12 protein-coding genes and 1 pseudogene are annotated in these 17,116 nt (G+C 71.0%); 2 read left to right on the top strand and 11 right to left on the bottom strand.

Going from position 1 to position 17,116, the window contains the following annotated elements; genetic code table 11:
* The first annotated feature begins 116 nt into the window (after positions 1–116).
* Positions 117–925 (top strand): IS5 family transposase gene (locus tag ACWCQS_RS07620; protein ID WP_451003591.1). Its coding sequence is split into 2 segments (ribosomal slippage): positions 117–434 and positions 437–925, totalling 807 coding nucleotides; the frame shifts between segments, so codons are not numbered across the junction.
* Positions 926–962: 37 nt separating this feature from the next.
* Here ACWCQS_RS07620 and ACWCQS_RS07615 read toward each other — a convergent pair.
* From ACWCQS_RS07615 to ACWCQS_RS07575, 9 genes and pseudogenes are all read right to left on the bottom strand, one after another.
* Positions 963–1,757 (bottom strand): alpha/beta fold hydrolase, encoded by a 795-nt coding sequence (locus tag ACWCQS_RS07615; protein ID WP_451003590.1) that lies wholly within the window; start codon positions 1,755–1,757, stop codon positions 963–965.
* A 632-nt stretch (positions 1,758–2,389) separates the two neighbouring features.
* Positions 2,390–3,550, bottom strand: coding sequence for an SUKH-4 family immunity protein (locus ACWCQS_RS07610; RefSeq protein WP_451003589.1), 1,161 nt, complete (start codon positions 3,548–3,550; stop codon positions 2,390–2,392).
* Positions 3,551–3,767: 217 nt separating this feature from the next.
* Positions 3,768–6,077 (bottom strand): xanthine dehydrogenase family protein molybdopterin-binding subunit, encoded by a 2,310-nt coding sequence (locus tag ACWCQS_RS07605; RefSeq protein WP_451003588.1) that lies wholly within the window; start codon positions 6,075–6,077, stop codon positions 3,768–3,770.
* Positions 6,074–7,999, bottom strand: coding sequence for a (2Fe-2S)-binding protein (locus tag ACWCQS_RS07600; RefSeq protein ID WP_451003587.1), 1,926 nt, complete (start codon positions 7,997–7,999; stop codon positions 6,074–6,076). Before ACWCQS_RS07600 ends, ACWCQS_RS07605 begins: the two co-directional genes overlap by 4 nt.
* Positions 7,996–8,889, bottom strand: a complete 894-nt coding sequence (locus ACWCQS_RS07595) for an FAD binding domain-containing protein (RefSeq protein WP_388627332.1) — start codon at positions 8,887–8,889, stop codon at positions 7,996–7,998. Before ACWCQS_RS07595 ends, ACWCQS_RS07600 begins: the two co-directional genes overlap by 4 nt.
* A 269-nt stretch (positions 8,890–9,158) precedes the next feature.
* Positions 9,159–10,829, bottom strand: a complete 1,671-nt coding sequence (locus tag ACWCQS_RS07590; RefSeq protein WP_451003586.1) for a beta-N-acetylhexosaminidase — start codon at positions 10,827–10,829, stop codon at positions 9,159–9,161.
* A 168-nt stretch (positions 10,830–10,997) separates the two neighbouring features.
* The gene (locus tag ACWCQS_RS07585; RefSeq protein ID WP_143638399.1) at positions 10,998–11,276 is read right to left on the bottom strand and encodes a DUF3039 domain-containing protein; all 279 of its coding nucleotides are present in this window, start codon (positions 11,274–11,276) and stop codon (positions 10,998–11,000) included.
* Between the two features lie 14 nt (positions 11,277–11,290).
* Positions 11,291–12,575: pseudogene (locus ACWCQS_RS07580) on the bottom strand (RNA-guided endonuclease InsQ/TnpB family protein).
* 100 nt (positions 12,576–12,675) lie between these two features.
* Positions 12,676–13,248 (bottom strand): YqgE/AlgH family protein, encoded by a 573-nt coding sequence (locus tag ACWCQS_RS07575; RefSeq protein WP_388627329.1) that lies wholly within the window; start codon positions 13,246–13,248, stop codon positions 12,676–12,678.
* A gap of 277 nt (positions 13,249–13,525) precedes the next feature.
* Between ACWCQS_RS07575 and murA the strand changes: the two genes are divergently transcribed.
* Entirely contained in the window at positions 13,526–14,866 is a 1,341-nt protein-coding gene (murA, locus tag ACWCQS_RS07570; protein ID WP_451003585.1) for a UDP-N-acetylglucosamine 1-carboxyvinyltransferase, read from the top strand.
* A gap of 194 nt (positions 14,867–15,060) precedes the next feature.
* Here murA and ACWCQS_RS07565 read toward each other — a convergent pair whose 3' ends face one another.
* Positions 15,061–15,342 carry an HU family DNA-binding protein gene (locus tag ACWCQS_RS07565; protein ID WP_023550134.1) on the bottom strand — a complete coding sequence of 94 codons (282 nt, stop codon included), beginning with the start codon at positions 15,340–15,342 and terminating at the stop codon, positions 15,061–15,063.
* A gap of 347 nt (positions 15,343–15,689) precedes the next feature.
* Positions 15,690–17,105, bottom strand: a complete 1,416-nt coding sequence (locus ACWCQS_RS07560; protein ID WP_451003584.1) for a malic enzyme-like NAD(P)-binding protein — start codon at positions 17,103–17,105, stop codon at positions 15,690–15,692.
* Positions 17,106–17,116 lie beyond the last annotated feature (11 nt).

The raw sequence follows: 17,116 nt of genomic DNA, 5'->3' as shown, positions 1-17,116 counted from the left end.
TCGATCAGATTGCGGCTAAGTGCGACGCTCACCACCCGTAAGGGGTCGTAACAGGATCTTGTTGAAGCGCCCAGGTCGGACGTAACTGTTGTGACGATCCGACGGTTCGACAGGGTGTGACGACTCGACCGTGGATCGTGGACGACGACTTGTGGGCGTTGATCGAGCCGTTGCTGCCACCGTGGCCAGAGCGGTCACCGGGGCCGAAACCGGTGGCAGACCGGCTGTGTCTGCAGGGCATCCTGTATGTCCTGCACCAGGACATCGCCTGGCAACTCCTGCCCTTGGAACTGGGGTTCGGCTCCGGACAGACCTGCTGGCGTCGGCTGGAGCGATGGCAGCAGGCCGGAGTCTTCGAGCAACTGCACCGCATCTTGCTGGCGAAACTGAACGCAGCCGGCGAGCTGGATTGGTCGCGCGCCTGTGTGGACGGCTCCCACGTCCGCGCGAAAAAGGGGGACCCGCTACCGGTCCGTCGCCGGTCGACCGGCGGAAGACGGGCAGCAAACACCACCTAATCTGTGACGGCAAGGGGACCCCGCTACATGTCATCACGACCGCCGCGAACGTCAACGACGTCACCCAGACCCTCGCCCTGGTCGACGGCATTCCGCCGGTAGCCGGACGCCCGGGCCATCCGCGTAAGCGCCCTGAGGCCGTGCTGGGCGATAAGGCCTACGACTCGAAGGCGGTACGACATGCGCTACGGCATCGCCGGATTATGCCGGTGATCTCCTGCAAGGGTGCCCCGAACATCAAAGGCATGGGCAAGCTCCGCTACGTCGTGGAGCAGACCTTTGCCCTGCTCCACCAGTTCAAACGTCTTGCCGTGCGCTGGGAGAGGCGCCTGGAACTCCACGACGCTTTCCTCTCATTGGCCTGCAGTCTCATTTGCTGGCGGCGTCTCAAGACGGCCGCATCGTGATCCGTCGGTGGGGTGCCGGAAAGGCTGGGGGCTATGGCTATGCCGAGGCAAGGAAGTCCCGGACGGCGTCCGCGAAACCGACCGGGTCGTTGGTGTACAGGAAATGGTCCGTCTCCAGTTCGACCAGACGGGTGCCGGGCCGCCGGGCGGCCATCTGTGCTGCCTGTTCCGCCGGCAGCACACCGCCTTCGGCGCCGCGTATCAGCAACGCTGGGCAGGTGGAGCCGGTCCAGTCGGCCCAGTGGTCGCCGTGGACCTGGTCCTCGGATTCGTAGATGTCCTTGGGGTGGAAGTGCAGGCCCCAGCTTCCGTCCGGCCGCTCGCGAACGGCAGATTCGAAGGAGGGCGCGAACGGGCCCAGCTGCGCCACGAACTCCTCCCGGCTGGGGCAGGTGCCCTGCGGAAGGTTCAGTACGAACGCCAGCGGGTTGCCGCCGTCCAGGCCGAGTTCGGCGCAGCCTTCGCCGTTGACGAGGGCGGTCACGCGCTCGGGGTGGCGGGCGGCGAACTGGTAGGCGTTGATCGCGCCGAGGGAGTGGCCGAGGAGGGCCGCGCGGTCCAGTCCCAGGTGGTCCATGAGGGCTTCCAGGTCGGCGAGGTAGCCCTCCCGGCTGTAGTCGGCCGCCCGGTCGGAGTCGCCGTGGCCTCGCTGGTCGGGCGCTATGACCCGCCAGTCCGGGGCGAGGCGGGCGGCGAGATCGGCGTACGACATGCCCTCGGACATGTGTCCGTGCAGCGCGAGCAGCGGGCGGCCGGGGCCGCCGAAGTCCACGTAGGACAGGGTGCGGCCGTCGATGGTGAGCGCGGAGCGCTTGGCGTTGTCGGTGTTCATGGGTTCACCGTAGACGACATCTATACGCATGTACAAGACGTATGTGTTAGACGATCGTCAGAACCGCGGCGTCATGCGGCCAACCCACCCGCCGGATCGCTGGTGCACCTGAACGGCTCCTAGGTTCATGCGAAGGGGGCTGCCGCGACCGGCCTGTCACCGCTCGACTGGCGGGAAGGGCGGCACGCGCCTCCCGACCTGTGCGTGATCGTGTTACGAGCTCTAAGACCGTTCCAGACGCTAGTCATGGCATGGGCAAGCAAGCCGAGTAGTCCTAGCCATCCGCTATGAGGACGAAGGGCACCCGATGTGCTGCGCCAGCAAGTGATGGGGTCCCTCACCGCGACACTCAGCACGCGGGGTTCCTGAAGCAATCCCCCGTCTCAGTTTCCGTCTCGTTCGTCCTCGTACTCAGTCGTCCGGGGTCGTTCGCTCCGCCCCGCTGGGTGGGGCGAATGTACTGGGCTGTACGTCCGCGAACGCGTCCGGAGAACGCCCTGACGAGCACCGACCAACCTGCAAAGCGAGTTACGTGGGTTCGAATCCCGCCACGGCCTCTACCTGTCTGATCAGGCAGACCGAAGGGGCGGCACCCGGGAGGGGTGCCGCCCCTTCGGTCGTCCGTCGGTGTTTCAGAGCACCCCGCCCGCCTCGTCCTGGAACAGTTCCGTCCAGTAGTGCCAGTCGGTGCCGGGTGCCGTGCCCGTGGGGTCGACGGCCGACAGGGTGTGGATCATCGCCGCGGCCAGCTGGTCGTACGCATCCGTCGTCAGTTCGTTGGCAAGGTGTTCGTCGATGGTGCGCTCGTGGTGGAGGAGCCAGAGCGTGAAGGCGAGGGTGGAGACGTCGGTGTTGAGGGGGTAGAGCGTGGCCTCCGGCTCGCTGAAGGTCAGCACCGCGCCGGTTCTGCCGTCGACCACCAGGCTGTTGTCCTCGATGAGGTGGCCCAGGCGGATCAAGTGGTCGGCGTGGGCCGGGAGTTCGTCCAGAGGGTAGTCGCCGGCGTGCTCCTCCGTGAAGTACTCCCGGAGCGTCGGCAGCGGGACGTCCGTGTCGGCGTGGAAGAGGACCGCCTGCTCCGGCAGCCCGGTCTCGCGCAGGAAGCGGCGGGTCGGCCCGTGCGTGAGGGTCGCGGGGAAGTCGACCTCTTCGAAGCGGGTCACCCTGCCGTGCCCGAACTCCTGGTCCAGGACACGGGCGGGGACGTCCAGGGTGAGGCCGGAGGCGGTGCCGGGGCCGGCGACGAGGGCGAGCGGGCGGATCAGGGCCGCCGCCTTCCAGTACGGCGGGACCTCGCCGCCGGCGCCCTCCTCGAAGAGGGAGAGCAGGCGGCGGGTCGCCTCGGTGGCCGTCCTGGGGCCGTACTGACCCGCCAGGGACGCGAAACGGCCGCGCAGCCCCGCCAGTTCCTCGGTGACCGCGGCGAAGCGCAGCAGCGTGGACAGGGAGGGCGCGAAGGGGCGGGGCTCGGACGGGTCGAACAGGTACGCCGTCGTCAACTCGCCGGTGCCGCCGTCGAGCAGGATCGACTCGCGGTCCATGCCCGCCGGGTTGAGGAGTTCGCCTATCACCAGCCGGTCCCGCAGCTCGTCCGCCACCCGGAACGGGCCGTCCGCGGCATCGGCGAGCGTGCGCAGGCCGTGCGTGCGCAGCGGGGAGAAGGTCAGCAGGTCGGTGTCCGCGGGCAGTCCGGTGCCGCTGAGCAGGCCGCGCGTCGGCCCGTGGGTGACATAGCGGTCCAGCTCCGCCTCGGTCAGTGTGATCGCCGGAACCCCGGCGTCGGTCGTGCTCATCGCTCCCCCGCGATCTTCCCCGTCGGTGCCCACGCGCGTCGGTCCGCACGTGAGTCCGTGAGTGCGAGTGCCCCCACCGCTCAGAACAGTACGCCGCACCACTGACAACGGCCCTCACCGGGAAGGACGTCGGATCACGGGGACGCGTTGCGCGCGGCACGGGACACGTTGCGCGCGGACGAGGACCGCCTCCGCCGCGGGGTGAGCCTCCGGGCGCTCACTGTCCCGTGACCACCGCCGCCTGTGGCCGGATGGGGAGCCGGTTGACCGGGCGGCCGGTGGCCGCGCGGACCGCGGAGGCGATCGCGGCCGGTGCCGTCACGACCGGGACCGCGCTGACGGACTTGGCTCCGAAGGGGGCGACCACGTCCCGTTCCTCGACCAGTTTGACGATCCGGATGTCCGGGGCGTCCAGGGCGGTCGGGAGGGCGTAGCCGGTCAGGTCGGGGTGGCGGATCAGGCCGCGGGGGGTGCGCAGGTTCTCGGTGAGCGCGATGCCCACGCCCTGGGTCACGCCCGCCTCGATCCGGGCCGCGAGCTGGGTGGGGTTGAGGATCCGGCCGACGTCCTGGGCGACCGAAAGCTCCACCACCCGCACCGAGCCCAGCTCGATGTCGACGTCCACCACCGCGCGGATCGCACAGAAGGCCAGGCCCACGAAGGCGTCGCCCTGGCCGGAGGCGTTCAGCGGCTCGGTGGGGTGCGGCCGGCACTGCGCCGTCGCCCACAGCTCCTTGCCGTCCATCGCCTCGGTGACGGTGGTGGACAGCACGCCGTCGTACGACGTGATCTTGCCGTCGGTGATCTGGAGCAGCTCCGTCGACATGCCGAACTTGTGGGCGAGCGGCTGCAGGAGCTGAGTGCGGACCATCTTCGCCGCGCGTTCCACCGCGCCGCCCGACACCCAGGTGTGGCGGCCGCGGCAGCCCGCGCCGGCCGGGGGTTGGTCGGTGTCGACCGGCGCCACGTGGACTTCCTCGATGCCGAGGGTCTCCTGGACGATCTGCCGGGCGAGGGTGGTGAAGCCCTGGCCGGTCTCGACGGCCGCGCAGAGCACGGTGGCGACTCCATCGTGGACCTTGACCGTCGCCGTGGACACCTCGTCGGCTCCCTCCGCGCCGAGCATGTGCACCATGCCCAGGCCGTAGCCGACGCCCCGGCGCACCGCGCCCGGTTCGCCCGCGCCCTCGGGGCCGCCGGGCAGCAGCCACTCCTCCTCGGGCGTGTCCTTCGGCAGAGCGGGGAGCGGGAAGTCCCGGACGGCCTGCAGGAGTTCGGCGACCGGTGCCGGGCAGGTCACCGTCTGGCCGATCGGGAGGACGTCACCGGTCGCGAGGACGTTGCGCAGGCGCACCTCGGCCGGGTCCAGGCCGAGTTTCTTGGCCAGCTTGTCCATCTGGGCCTCGTAGGCGGCGCACACCTGCATCGCGCCCTCGCCGCGCACATGGCCGGAGGGCGGGTTGTTGGTGCGCACGGCCCAGCCCTCGATGAAGGCGTTCGGGACGACGTAGGGGCCGCAGGCGAAGGAGACGGCGGCGGCCAGGGCGTCGGAGGAGGTGTCGGCGTACGCGCCGGCGTCCAGCAGGATCTGCGCCTCCACCTTCACCAGCCTGCCCTCGGCGTCGGCGTGGTGGCGGTACCTGAGCAGCGTGGGATGGCGGTGGGCGTGGCCGAGGAAGGACTCCTCGCGGGTCGCCGTGAGCTTCACCGGGCAGCCGGTCTTCAGGGCGAGCAGGCCGAGCGGGAGCTGGAAGCCCTGGTCCTCGCGGTCGGCGGTGGCGCCCGGCACCCCGGTGACGACGATCTTCACCCGATCCGGGGACAGGCCGTAGCAGGCCGCGGCGGTGTTGCGGTCGGTGTGCGGGTCGGTGGAGGCCAGGTACAGCTCCACGCCGCCGTCGGGGCGCGGCACGGCGAGGCCGGCCTCGGCGCCGATGGGGGCCGGGTCCTGGCGCCCTATCCGGTACAGGCCCTCGACGACGACCTCGCCGACCGCCTCCGGGTCGCCGTGCCGGAGCGGGATGTGCCGGATCAGGTTGCCGTCGGGGTGCAGCGGTTCGGCCTCGAAGGCCTGTTCGGGGTCGGTGACCGGGTCGAGTACTTCGTACTCGACGATGACGGCCGCCGCGGCCATCCGCGCGGTGTCCGGGTGGTCGGCGGCGACGGCCGCGATGGGCTCGCCGTGATGCCGTACGACCTCCGAGGCGAACACCGGCCGGTCGGGGGTGCCCCGGCCGTGGCGGGGGGTGCCGGGCACGTCCTCGTGCGTGACGACGGCCCGTACGCCGGGCATCTCGCGCGCGTGGCTGGTGTCGATGGACACGATGCGCGCGTGTGCGTGCGGGGAGCGCAGGACGGCCGCCCACAGCAGGCCCTCGGCCCACAGGTCGGCCGCGTACGGGAAGGTGCCCTCGGTCTTGGCGCGGGCGTCGGCGTGCGGCAGGGAGGCGCCGAGGCCGTGCGGCAACGCCTCGGCCTCGGGGGCGGGTTCCGCGGCGGTGGTCGCCGTGGCGGCTTCGTTGCTCACGCCTGGCCTCCGTCCTGGCCGTAGTGCGGGTCGTGCGGGCCGTGCGGTCCCGGGATGCCGTGCGGCGGTGTGCCGTACGGGTCGGGTGTGCCGTACGGCGGCGTGTCGCCGTAGCCGCCGGGGGCGGCGTGCGGGGTGTCGAACGCGCCGGGCGCCTCGAACGCCGACGGGTTGACGCCGCCGGATCCGGGGCCCGCCTGGTGGGGAATACGGGCCTCGTCCGCGTCCGTCTCGGCGTCGGCGTCGGCGGCGTGCGACGCCTCGCGTTCGGCGACGACCTCCTTGACGGCCTCCAGAACGCCCCGATAGCCGGAACAGCGGCACAGGTTGCCGCACAGCGCCTGCCGGGTCTCCAGCTCGGTCGGCGCCGGGTTGCCCTCCAGCAGGTCGTGCACGGTCATCGCCATGCCGGGCACGCAGAAACCGCACTGCACGGCCCCGCACCGGGCGAGCGCGCGCTGCACGTCGGAGGGCTGTCCGTCGGCGGCCAGGCCCTCGATCGTGCGCACCTCGCTGCCGGCCGCGGTGACCGCCGGGACCAGGCAGGAGGCCACCAGCCGGCCGTCGACCTGGACGTTGCAGGCCCCGCACTCGCCCTGCGAGCAGCCGTCCTTGGCGCCCGCGAGCCCGAGCCGCTCGCGCACGACGTACAGCAGCGACTCGCCGATCCAGGCGTCGGTGACGGGTCGCTCGACGCCGTTGACGCGCAGGACGTAGGAGGCGAGCGGGTGGTCGTCGTGCGGCGGGAGGGGGGCGGTGTGCTCCGCGTGTTCCTCTGCCGCGGCTTCCTGCGGCCGGGGCGCGGTGTCCTCGGCGGCGCCCTCGGGTGCGTCGTCGGCCTCGGGCCCGTCGGAGGAGTGCTCCGGTACGGCTGCGGAGGCCGGGGCCCGCGGTGCCGGGTGCTCGGCCGCCGCCGCGTCGGCCGCGGTGGGGCCCGTGGGCGTTGTGGGGGCTGTGGCTGCCTGCCGGACGCGGGCCCGGGCCGCCGGTCCCTCATGACCTGCCGGGCCGCCAGCGGGGCGCTCAGCGGCCTTCGCGGGGCCGTGGCCGTCGCTGTCCGGCTCCGCGGACTCGCCGAACTCCCCGTACTCGAACCCGGCGGGCTCCGCGGACTCACCGAACCCGCCCGGGTGACCGGCCTCGGCGCGGCTAGGCGAGACGCGCCCCTCAGCGGCCCCCAGTCGGCCGCCCTCGTGACCGGCCGACGCGTGCCCCGAGCCCCCGGGGCCGGCTTCCGCAGACCCTGTCTCCTCGTGAGCGGCCGGGCCCTGCCCGTACCGCTCGTCCGGCGCGGGCGCGTACCCCGGCGCCGCCGGGCCGGCCGGACCGCCCGCCGGGTGGGCGTCGGTGGGGTCGGGCAGGCCGGTCTCGGCGGGCCGGTCCCAGGAGCGGCCGGTCTCCTCCGTCGCCCAGGGCGCGGGCGCGCCGCCGGGCAGGGTGGCCGGCGGGGTCCCGCCCCACTGCTCGACCAGGGACGACGTGGTGAACTCGCCCGAATCGTCCGGGAGATCACCGTCGGCGACCGGGATCGACCACTGCCCGGTGACGTCGTGCCCGGACGCGGCCGGCGCCGCGGGCTCCTCGAAGGTCCAGTGCTGGGTCGCACCGGGGCTGTAGGTGAACCGGTCGTCGGCCTGCGTCTGGGGCGTGGCGTTCGGGTCGGGCCACTCGGCGCCGCCCGCGGGCGCGGCCCAGGTGCCGGTCTGGGCGGGGTCCCCGGTGCCGGGGGCGACCGCTATCTGCGGCGGCACATAGCCATGCCCCGGCGCGGCCAGCGGACTGTCGCCGGACAACAGGGCGTCGATGCCGCCCTCGGGGAGCTTGACGAAGGCGGTGGCGCCGTCGTCGTAGTCGCCCTGGGGCAGCGGGTCCCAGCGTCCGCCGCCCTGGGGCGTGCCCTGTCCGTGCTGGTCGTCGGTCACGACAGCGCCCTCCCCAGTGCTCGTCGGGCCAGTGCGGCGACGGTGCGCCGCAGGTGCAGTACGGCGGGCGGAAGCGGGGCCACGGAGCCGTCGGGCTCCGGTGCCGGATCCGGGATGCAGGCCGCGGCGACGTACTCGCCGAAGGCGTTCAGGGCCTCCGGGACGAGCTCGCGGTCGTTGTCCCAGTCGATCAGCTGGGCGACCCACTGCTCGGCGTCCAGAGGCCGGAGCGGCATCGGCGCTATGGCACCGACGGCGCACCGCACTCCGCGCCGGGCGGGGTCGAGGACCAGGGCCACGGAGGCCAGCGCGCGGCCCGGGCCGGTGCGGCCGGTCGCCTTCAGGAAGACCTGCGGGGCGTGCAGCAGCGGCACGCGCACGTAGCCGATGAGTTCGCCGCCGCGCAGCATCTCCATGCCGGCCAGCAGGTGCGACACCGGGACCTCGCGGCGGGCTCCGTCCGGACCCGCGATGATCAGCGTCGCCTCCAGGGCGGCCAGCACCGGCAGTGCGTCCCCGGTGGGGGCGGCCGAGGCGATGTTGCCGCCCAGGGTGCCCGCGTTGCGGATGTGCGGCGGGCCCGCGGCGCGCGCGGCGGCGGCGAGCGCCGGGATCAGGGCCGCGAAGTCGGGGCGGCCCATGCGCGCGTGCGTGAGGCCCGCGCCGAGCAGCGCATGGCCGTCCTGGTACTGCCAGCCGCGGATCTCGCTGATCCGCCCGAGGCCCACCAGGGCAGCCGGCCTGAGCTGGCCGGAGTTGACGGCGGCCATCAGGTCGGTGCCGCCCGCGACGGGCACGGCGGTGGGCATGGCCCCGAGGGCCGCCACGGCCTCGTCCAGCGTCGTGGGCAGCGTGACGGCCTGCTCCGCCTGCGGTGCGTGCGTGGTCAAAACCGGCTGCCCCTTCCCGCTGCCCCACCTGGTCCCACCTGTGTGGCCGTACGGTACGTGCTCACAGGGCGGACGTGGCAACTCTGGCACATCTTCGCAAGGGCCGAAGACGGGGGTCCGCTAGGAGGCAGTAGAGGGCATTCGCCCACCTCATCGCGGAGATGGTCCGTTTTTGTACGGCATCGCCGGTGCGCGCCGATTGACACTCTTCGGTGACCCTTGGCGCGGTTTTCCAGCACTTGTTCGGAACGGTCGCCCGGACCGGGCGGTCACTTGTTCGGCGGAGGTCCCTCGATGGGACGGCCGAGGACACCGGGGCGTTTCTGCCACGGCCGGGGCCCGGTGGGCGGGCGGTAGGCCACGCCGAGGGCGTCGAGTCGGGCGTAATGGGCGGTCATACGGCGTTCGAAGCCGGCGAAGTCCCGTTCCGCGGGGGCGGGCAGCCGACTCCAGGCCACCTCGGCGAAGGCCGCGAGCCGGGGGAAGGTCTGGTAGTCCACGCGCGCGGCGTCCTCCAGCACCTCGGTCCACACGTTGGCCTGAGTGCCCAGCACATGCCGGGCCTCCGCCTCGGTGAGCCCCTCCGGAACGGGTTCGAACCGGTAGACGTCCTCCAGGGTGCGCACGAACCCGATCGGCACCGGCTCGTCCTCGCCCGGGGCCTGACGGTGGTCCAGATACACGTACTGCTCAGGGCACATGACGACGTCGTGGCCGGCCCGCGCGGCCGCGATCCCGCCGCCGTAACCGCGCCAGGACGACACCGCGGCCCCCTTGGCGAGCCCGCCCTCCAGGATCTCGTCCCAGCCGATGAGCCGGCGCCCGCGCGCGGCGAGCCAGGCGTCGAAGTGGCCGATGAACCACGACTGCAGTTCGTCCTCGTCGGCGAGAGACAGGTCCGCGATCCGGGACTTGGCGGTCACCGACTCGGTCCACTGCTCCTTGCGGCACTCGTCGCCGCCGACATGGACGAACTGCGACGGGAACAGCTCCAGGACCTCCTCGAACACCCCCTCGTAGAACCGCAGGGTGGTGTCGGTGGGGGCGAGTACGTTGGAGGAGATTCCCCAGTTGTCCCAGACCTCAAGGGCGGTGGTGTCGATGACGTCGGTGTTGCCGAGTTCCGGATACGCGGCGATGGCGGCCTGCGAATGCCCCGGTACGTCGATTTCCGGGACGACGGTGATATGCCGCTCGGCGGCATAGGCGACGATCTCCCGGATGTCGTCCTGGGTGTAGTAACCGCCGTGCGGTTTCTCCTCCCACAGCAGGGAGGCGCGGTGACCGAATTTCGACCGTGCCCGCCAGGAGGCGGTTTCGGTCAGCTTCGGATACCGCTTGATCTCGATCCGCCAGCCCTGGTCGTCGGTCAGATGGAAGTGGAAGACATTGAGTTTGTGCGCGGCCATCAGGTCGAGATAGCGCAGCACGCCTTCCTTGGGCATGAAGTGCCGTGCCACGTCCAGGAGAAGACCGCGCCAGCGGAATCGGGGCGCGTCGCGAATGGTGACGGCCGGGAACTCCCACTCGGTGCGCCCGCTGATCGGGGCGCGCCGGAATGCCTCAGGACCGAGCAGCTGCCGGAAGGTCTGGGCGCCCCAGAACAGGCCGGCCTCGCTCGCGCCGTCGATGCAGATCAGATATCCGTCGGCGCACAGCTGGTAGGCCTCCGGGCTGCCGAGTTCCTCCTCCAGCGAGGGGGCGATCCGCAGCAGGACGCGGAAGCCGCTGTCGCGGTGCGGGGCCAGCGGCAGCCCGGTCGCCGCGCCGACGGTCGTCCGCAGCCAGCGCGCGACCCGCTCGGTGCCCTCGGTGGCCTCGATCTCGGTGTCCGCATCGATCACGAATCCGGTGCCGCCGCCCGGCAGCGAGGCCGAAACGCGGCTGGGCGCGGGGATCAGCGCCACATCGGGTTCCGGGAAGAGGGGTGTGTCGCTCATGTGCCGCCGCACCTCCGCGCCTGCGTTGCACTGAGTGCAACGGCCGTTCCGCTACGCACAACCGAAGCGGAGGCTACAGGTCTCGACCACTCCTGACCAGAGAACACGAAAGCCCCCGGCGCGCGCACCGCACACGCACCGGGGGACCTCCCGAACTCGGACCGACGCCTACTTGTCGCCGCCCTTGTCGTCGCCGCCGCTGCCCATGGATTCGTAGATCTCCTTGCACATGGGGCACACGGGGTACTTCTTCGGGTCGCGGCCGGGCACCCAGACCTTGCCGCACAGCGCCACGACGGGGGTGCCGTCGAGGGCGCTCGCCATGATCTTGTCCTTCTGGACGTAGTGGGCGAAGCGCTCGTGGTCACCGTCGCCGTGGGACACCTGTGGCGTCGGCTCTACGAGGGTCCCCGTACCAGTCCCGCGCTCGGGCTCAAGAGTGCTCATAAAGCCCAGGGTAATCAACCGCCCGGGGCTGCGGGCCCAGGGCTTGCACAACGATCATCACTGGCTGTGACACGCCGTTTGCGTCCAGTCCCGCCCGGACACTTCCCGGGCAGGTCAGGGGCGGTTGACTGCGCCCCGCGTCGCCACAACGCCCACGCTCTGGCGCGGATGTTGCGGGAGCTGTTCCGGTCCGCGTGATCAACGAATCCGCAGGACCGGCACACGAAGCGGGCCTGCGAGACCCGATTCGCCCTGTCGACGTGCCCGCACTCGGCACAGGTACGTGAGGTGTACGCCGGATCGACGAACACCACCGGTACCCCCGCCCGGCGGGCCTTGTACGCGATGAACTGCCCCAACTGCGCGAAAGCCCAGCTGAAGTGGGTGGCCCTCCCCCACTGCCTTAAGGGCGTGGGAGGTACCCCCAGGCTTGTTGAGCCGTACCCGCTCGCGGATGCCCGTCAGCTCTTCCAGGGCGATCCCACGACCGGTGCGTGCTGCCTCGGCCACCACTCGTTTCGCGATCTTGTGATTGATGTCCCTCGCCCGCCGCGCCTCCTTGCTCCTGCGCTTCTTCAAGCGGCGCTTGGCGGAGGCGGTGTTCTTCTTCCGCAGCTTGGCGCGCAACCGCCTCTCCCTCACCCGGATGCGGTTGAGCTCCCGCCCGGCCATGATCTCTCCGTCGGACGTCGTGGCGATATTCACAATGCCCAGATCGATGCCGAGGAAGTCCACCGGATCTGCGTTCAAGGGCGCTTCCGGGACCTCACAGGTGGCATTCAGGAACCACATGCCATCCCGGCACACGAGATCAGACTCACCCCTCCGGTACAGGGCAAGGGTGGCCAGCTGCTCGGGCGCGGCAGTGAACGCCACGTCCTTCACCCGTCCCGACACCGTCCAGATCGACACCTGGCGCTCCGGGATCTGCCAGGACAGCATCCGGTCGTCGTACGGCTGCGCCCCTCCCGGTCGGAAGGCAATCGGCTTCTCCAGAGCCCGCCGGTACCGCTTCGAGCCCGGCCTGCCCAGGTTCCCCGCCCCCAGGCTGGCCTTAAGCGTGGCATACGCATCGCACGTCTTCTTGATCACATGCTGGGCAGCCTGTGCACCCAGCCCCCACCGCGCCTTGATCTCGGTGTAGGTGTGCTCGCGCAGTGCGAAGTTCCTCTGCACACCTTTTTCCCACGCCACACCGCTGGCCCAAGTGGCCGCCTCATTGCAGGCGCGCAGCGTCGCCTCAAGCGCTGCCGCCTGCATAGGCGTCGGCAACAGCGTCACCTGGACCACCAACTTCATGCCGGTGACGCCATTCATCGAAGATGGGCCTGACAGTCGAAAGGACAGGCGATCACTCGAACGAGTGATCCACGCTCGCGGACCCACGTCCACACGCGCATCAGTTGAGCGATGGGTCGTCCGGATACGTGGCCACCATCGCCAGTTCGTTGCGCTGGCGGCGCAGCACCTCGCGCCACAGTCGCTCCGGGGCCGGTGAGGAGACGTCCCCGGGCTCCGACTCGACCACGTACCAGGCGCCCTCGACCAGCTCGTCCTCCAGTTGGCCGGGGCCCCAGCCGGCGTATCCGGCGAAGATCCTGAGGGAACCGAGGGCCGAGGCGAGCAGTTCCGGCGGGGCCTCCAGGTCGACCAGGCCGATCGCGCCGTGCACCCGGCGCCAGCCAAGCGGAGCGAGGTCGCTGTTGGCGCCGCCCGGGATGACCGCGACGCCGAGCGCGGAGTCCAGCGAGACGGGCCCGCCCTGGAAGACCACGCCGGGCTCGCCGGTGAGATCGGCCCAGCCCTCCAGGATGTCGCTCACGTCCACCGGGGTGGGGCGGTTGAGGACGACACCGAGGGAGCCCTCCTCGTCGTGGTCGAGAAGGAGCACCACAGCGCGGTCGAAGTTCGGGTCCGCCAGGGCGGGAGTGGCCACGAGCAGCCGCCCTGTGAGCGAGGACACCTCGGTCATGCCAGACATGATCCCGCATCTTCCCCTTCGGTGGGGAGCCAATCGGGGTGCGGGAGTGAACGCAGCTCAGGGTGTACGGGAGCGCTGCGGGCGCATGCCCTGAACCGGTGACCCCATGTGCCCGATAGCGCACGGTTCGTGTTGTGACACACATATGACGCGACTGAGTGGTCCTTGGGCTTACGGACGGGGGGTGATCGGCGATTACCCTGTCTTCCCGGCCCCCGCGCACAAGTGATCGGCCGGCCCCTGCCCAACTCATCGGAACGCGAGATACATGACCGTCAACGACGATGTCCTGCTTGTCCACGGCGGAAACCCGCTGGAGGGCGAGATCCGTGTCCGCGGTGCGAAGAACCTCGTACCGAAGGCCATGGTCGCCGCCCTGCTGGGCAGTGCGCCCAGCCGCCTGCGCAACGTCCCCGACATCCGTGACGTGCGGGTCGTCCGCGGCCTGCTGCAGCTGCACGGCGTGACGGTCCGCCCGGGCGAGGAGCCCGGCGAGCTGGTGCTCGACCCGACGCACGTCGAGAGCGCCAACGTGGCTGACATCGATGCCCACGCGGGCTCCAGCCGTATCCCGATCCTCTTCTGCGGCCCGCTGCTGCACCGCCTGGGTCACGCGTTCATCCCCGGCCTCGGCGGCTGTGACATCGGCGGCCGGCCCATCGACTTCCACTTCGACGTGCTGCGGCAGTTCGGCGCGACGATCGAGAAGCGCGCGGACGGGCAGTACCTGGAGGCGCCGAAGGGCCTGCGGGGCACGAAGATCCGGCTGCCGTACCCGTCCGTCGGCGCGACCGAGCAGGTGCTGCTGACGGCCGTACTCGCCGAGGGCGTAACGGAGTTGTCCAACGCGGCCGTCGAGCCGGAGATCGAGGACCTCATCTGCGTGCTGCAGAAGATGGGCGCGATCATCGCGATGGACACCGACCGCACGATCCGCATCACCGGTGTGGACAAGCTCGGCGGCTACACCCACCGCGCCCTGCCGGACCGCCTGGAGGCCGCGTCCTGGGCGTCCGCGGCCCTCGCGACCAACGGCAACATCTACGTCCGCGGTGCCCAGCAGCGCTCGATGATGACGTTCCTGAACACCTACCGGAAGGTGGGCGGTGCCTTCGAGATCGACGACGAGGGCATCCGTTTCTGGCATCCCGGTGGCCAGTTGAAGTCCATCGCGCTGGAGACGGACGTACACCCCGGTTTCCAGACCGACTGGCAGCAGCCGCTGGTGGTCGCGCTGACCCAGGCGACGGGCCTGTCGATCATCCACGAGACGGTGTACGAGTCCCGGCTGGGCTTCACCTCCGCGCTGAACCAGATGGGCGCGCACATCCAGCTCTACCGCGAGTGCCTGGGCGGCTCCGACTGCCGCTTCGGCCAGCGCAATTTCCTGCACTCCGCGGTCGTCTCGGGGCCCACCAGGCTCCAGGGCGCCGACCTGGTCATCCCCGACCTGCGCGGCGGCTTCTCGTACCTGATCGCGGCGCTGGCGGCCGAGGGCACGTCCCGCGTCCACGGCATCGAGCTCATCAACCGCGGCTACGAGAACTTCATGGAGAAGCTCGTGGAACTCGGCGCGAAGGTCGAGCTGCCGGGCAAGGCGCTCGGTTAACCCGCTACGACACGACAATGGGGCGGCCCCTTGGCGAAAGGGGCCGCCCCATTGTCGTTGTCCACGCCCGCCGTGGACGCGTCCCGAAGGGGCGCGGGGCTGTGTCGATCTGCGGCTCCGCCGCGCTGGCGCGGCCGGCTACAGACGACACGGCCCACGGCGCTCCAGTGGGACCGGCGCTCGAAGCGGAGCGCTTACTTGCCCTTCGCCGCTTCCTTGAGCTTGGAGCCCGCGGTGACCTTCACGCTGTAGCCGGCGGGGATGTTGATCGGCTCGCCGGTCTGCGGGTTGCGCGCGGTGCGAGCGGCACGGTGGGTGCGCTCGAAGGTCAGGAAGCCGGGGATGGTGACCTTCTCGTCGCCCTTGGCGACGATCTCGCCGACGGTCTCGGCGAACGCGGCCAGCACGGCGTCGGCGTCCTTGCGGGTCACCTCGGCGCGGTCGGCCAGCGCGGCCACCAGCTCACTGCGGTTCATGTTGTTACTCCCGTGTTTTTCTTGCCGTTGGGGTGTGCCACGCGGCGGATCCGCCCGAGGCACTGCGATGCCGATGCGCTCGCGCCCAGGGACGCATCCTGCCCCTACCTGCGGCGGTAAAGCCAATCCGGCACCCGTAGGAGTCGTGAGAACACCCTGGGGAGTCACACGAAAAGCGCCCGCTCGGCGTCACCCTAGAGGGCGCCCGGCATCGGCTGGTTCCACGACGCGCCGGTGCAGAGGCCGCCGTGGTGATCCTCACAGCCCCTGCACAGTACGGCACGGCGTCACCGGGACGTCGCCCGGGCGCCGCTCCGCCGTCACCCGACGGAGCGGCGTGGAGCAGGCTAGGCCGTCGCGCCGGCCGCCCTCGCGGCCTCGCGGACCGCGCCCGCGACCGCGCCCGCGACCTTGTCGTTGAAGACGCTCGGAATGATGTAGTTCGGGTTCAGCTCGTCCTGGCTGACCACGTCGGCGAGGGCCTTCGCGGCGGCCAGCATCATCTCTGTGTTGACGGTGCGGGACTGGGCGTCCAGCAGGCCGCGGAAGACGCCCGGGAAGACCAGCACGTTGTTGATCTGGTTCGGGAAGTCGGAGCGGCCGGTGGCCACAACGGCCGCGGTCTGGCGGGCGATCGCCGGGTCCACCTCGGGGTCCGGATTCGCGAGCGCGAACACGATGGCGCCGTCGGCCATGGCGGCCACGTCGTCGCCGTCGAGCACGTTCGGGGCGGAGACGCCGATGAACACGTCGGCGCCGCGCACGGCCTCCTTGAGGGTGCCGGTGAGGCCCTCGGGGTTGGTGTTGTCGGCGATCCAGCGCAGCGGCGAGTCGGCGGGCGCGTTCACCAGGTCCTCGCGGCCGGAGTGGACGACACCGTGGATGTCGGCGACGACGGCGTTCTTCACACCGGCGGCGAGCAGCAGCTTGAGGATGGCCGTACCGGCGGCTCCGGCGCCGGACATCACGACCCGGATGTTCTCGATCGCCTTGTCGGTGACGCGAAGTGCGTTGGTCAGGGCGGCGAGGACGACGATGGCGGTGCCGTGCTGGTCGTCGTGGAAGACCGGGATGTCGAGGGCCTCGCGCAGCCGGGCCTCGATCTCGAAGCAGCGCGGCGCGGAGATGTCCTCCAGGTTGATGCCGGCGAACCCGGGGGCGATCGCCTTGACGATCTCCACGATCGCGTCGGTGTCCTGGGTGTCCAGGCAGATCGGCCAGGCGTCGATGCCGGCGAAGCGCTTGAAGAGGGCCGCCTTGCCCTCCATGACCGGCAGCGCGGCCTTGGGGCCGATGTTGCCGAGGCCGAGCACGGCGGAGCCGTCCGTCACGACCGCAACGGAGTTGCGCTTGATGGTGAGGCGGCGGGCGTCCTCGGGGTTCTCGGCGATCGCCATGCAGACGCGGGCCACGCCCGGCGTGTAGATCATGGACAGGTCGTCACGGTTGCGGATGGGGTGTTTCGACGCCATCTCGATCTTGCCGCCGAGGTGCATCAGGAACGTACGGTCGGAGACCTTGCCGAGGGTGACGCCCTCGATCCCGCGCAGCTTCTCGACGATCTCCTCGGCGTGGGCCGTGGAGGTGGCCGCGATGGTGACGTCGATACGGAGCTTCTCGTGGCCGGACGCGGTGACGTCGAGGCCGGTCACCGAGCCTCCGGAGGACTCCACCGCGGTGGTGAGCTGCGAGACGGCGGTTCCGCTCGCGGGCACCTCCAGCCGGATGGTCATCGAGTAGGAGACGCTGGGCGCCGTTGCCATGGCCGACTTCC

The organism is Streptomyces sp. NPDC002076 (assembly GCF_053593835.1).
Note: the sequence above shows the minus strand (reverse complement) of the source record. Positions and strands in the feature narration are given on the sequence as shown.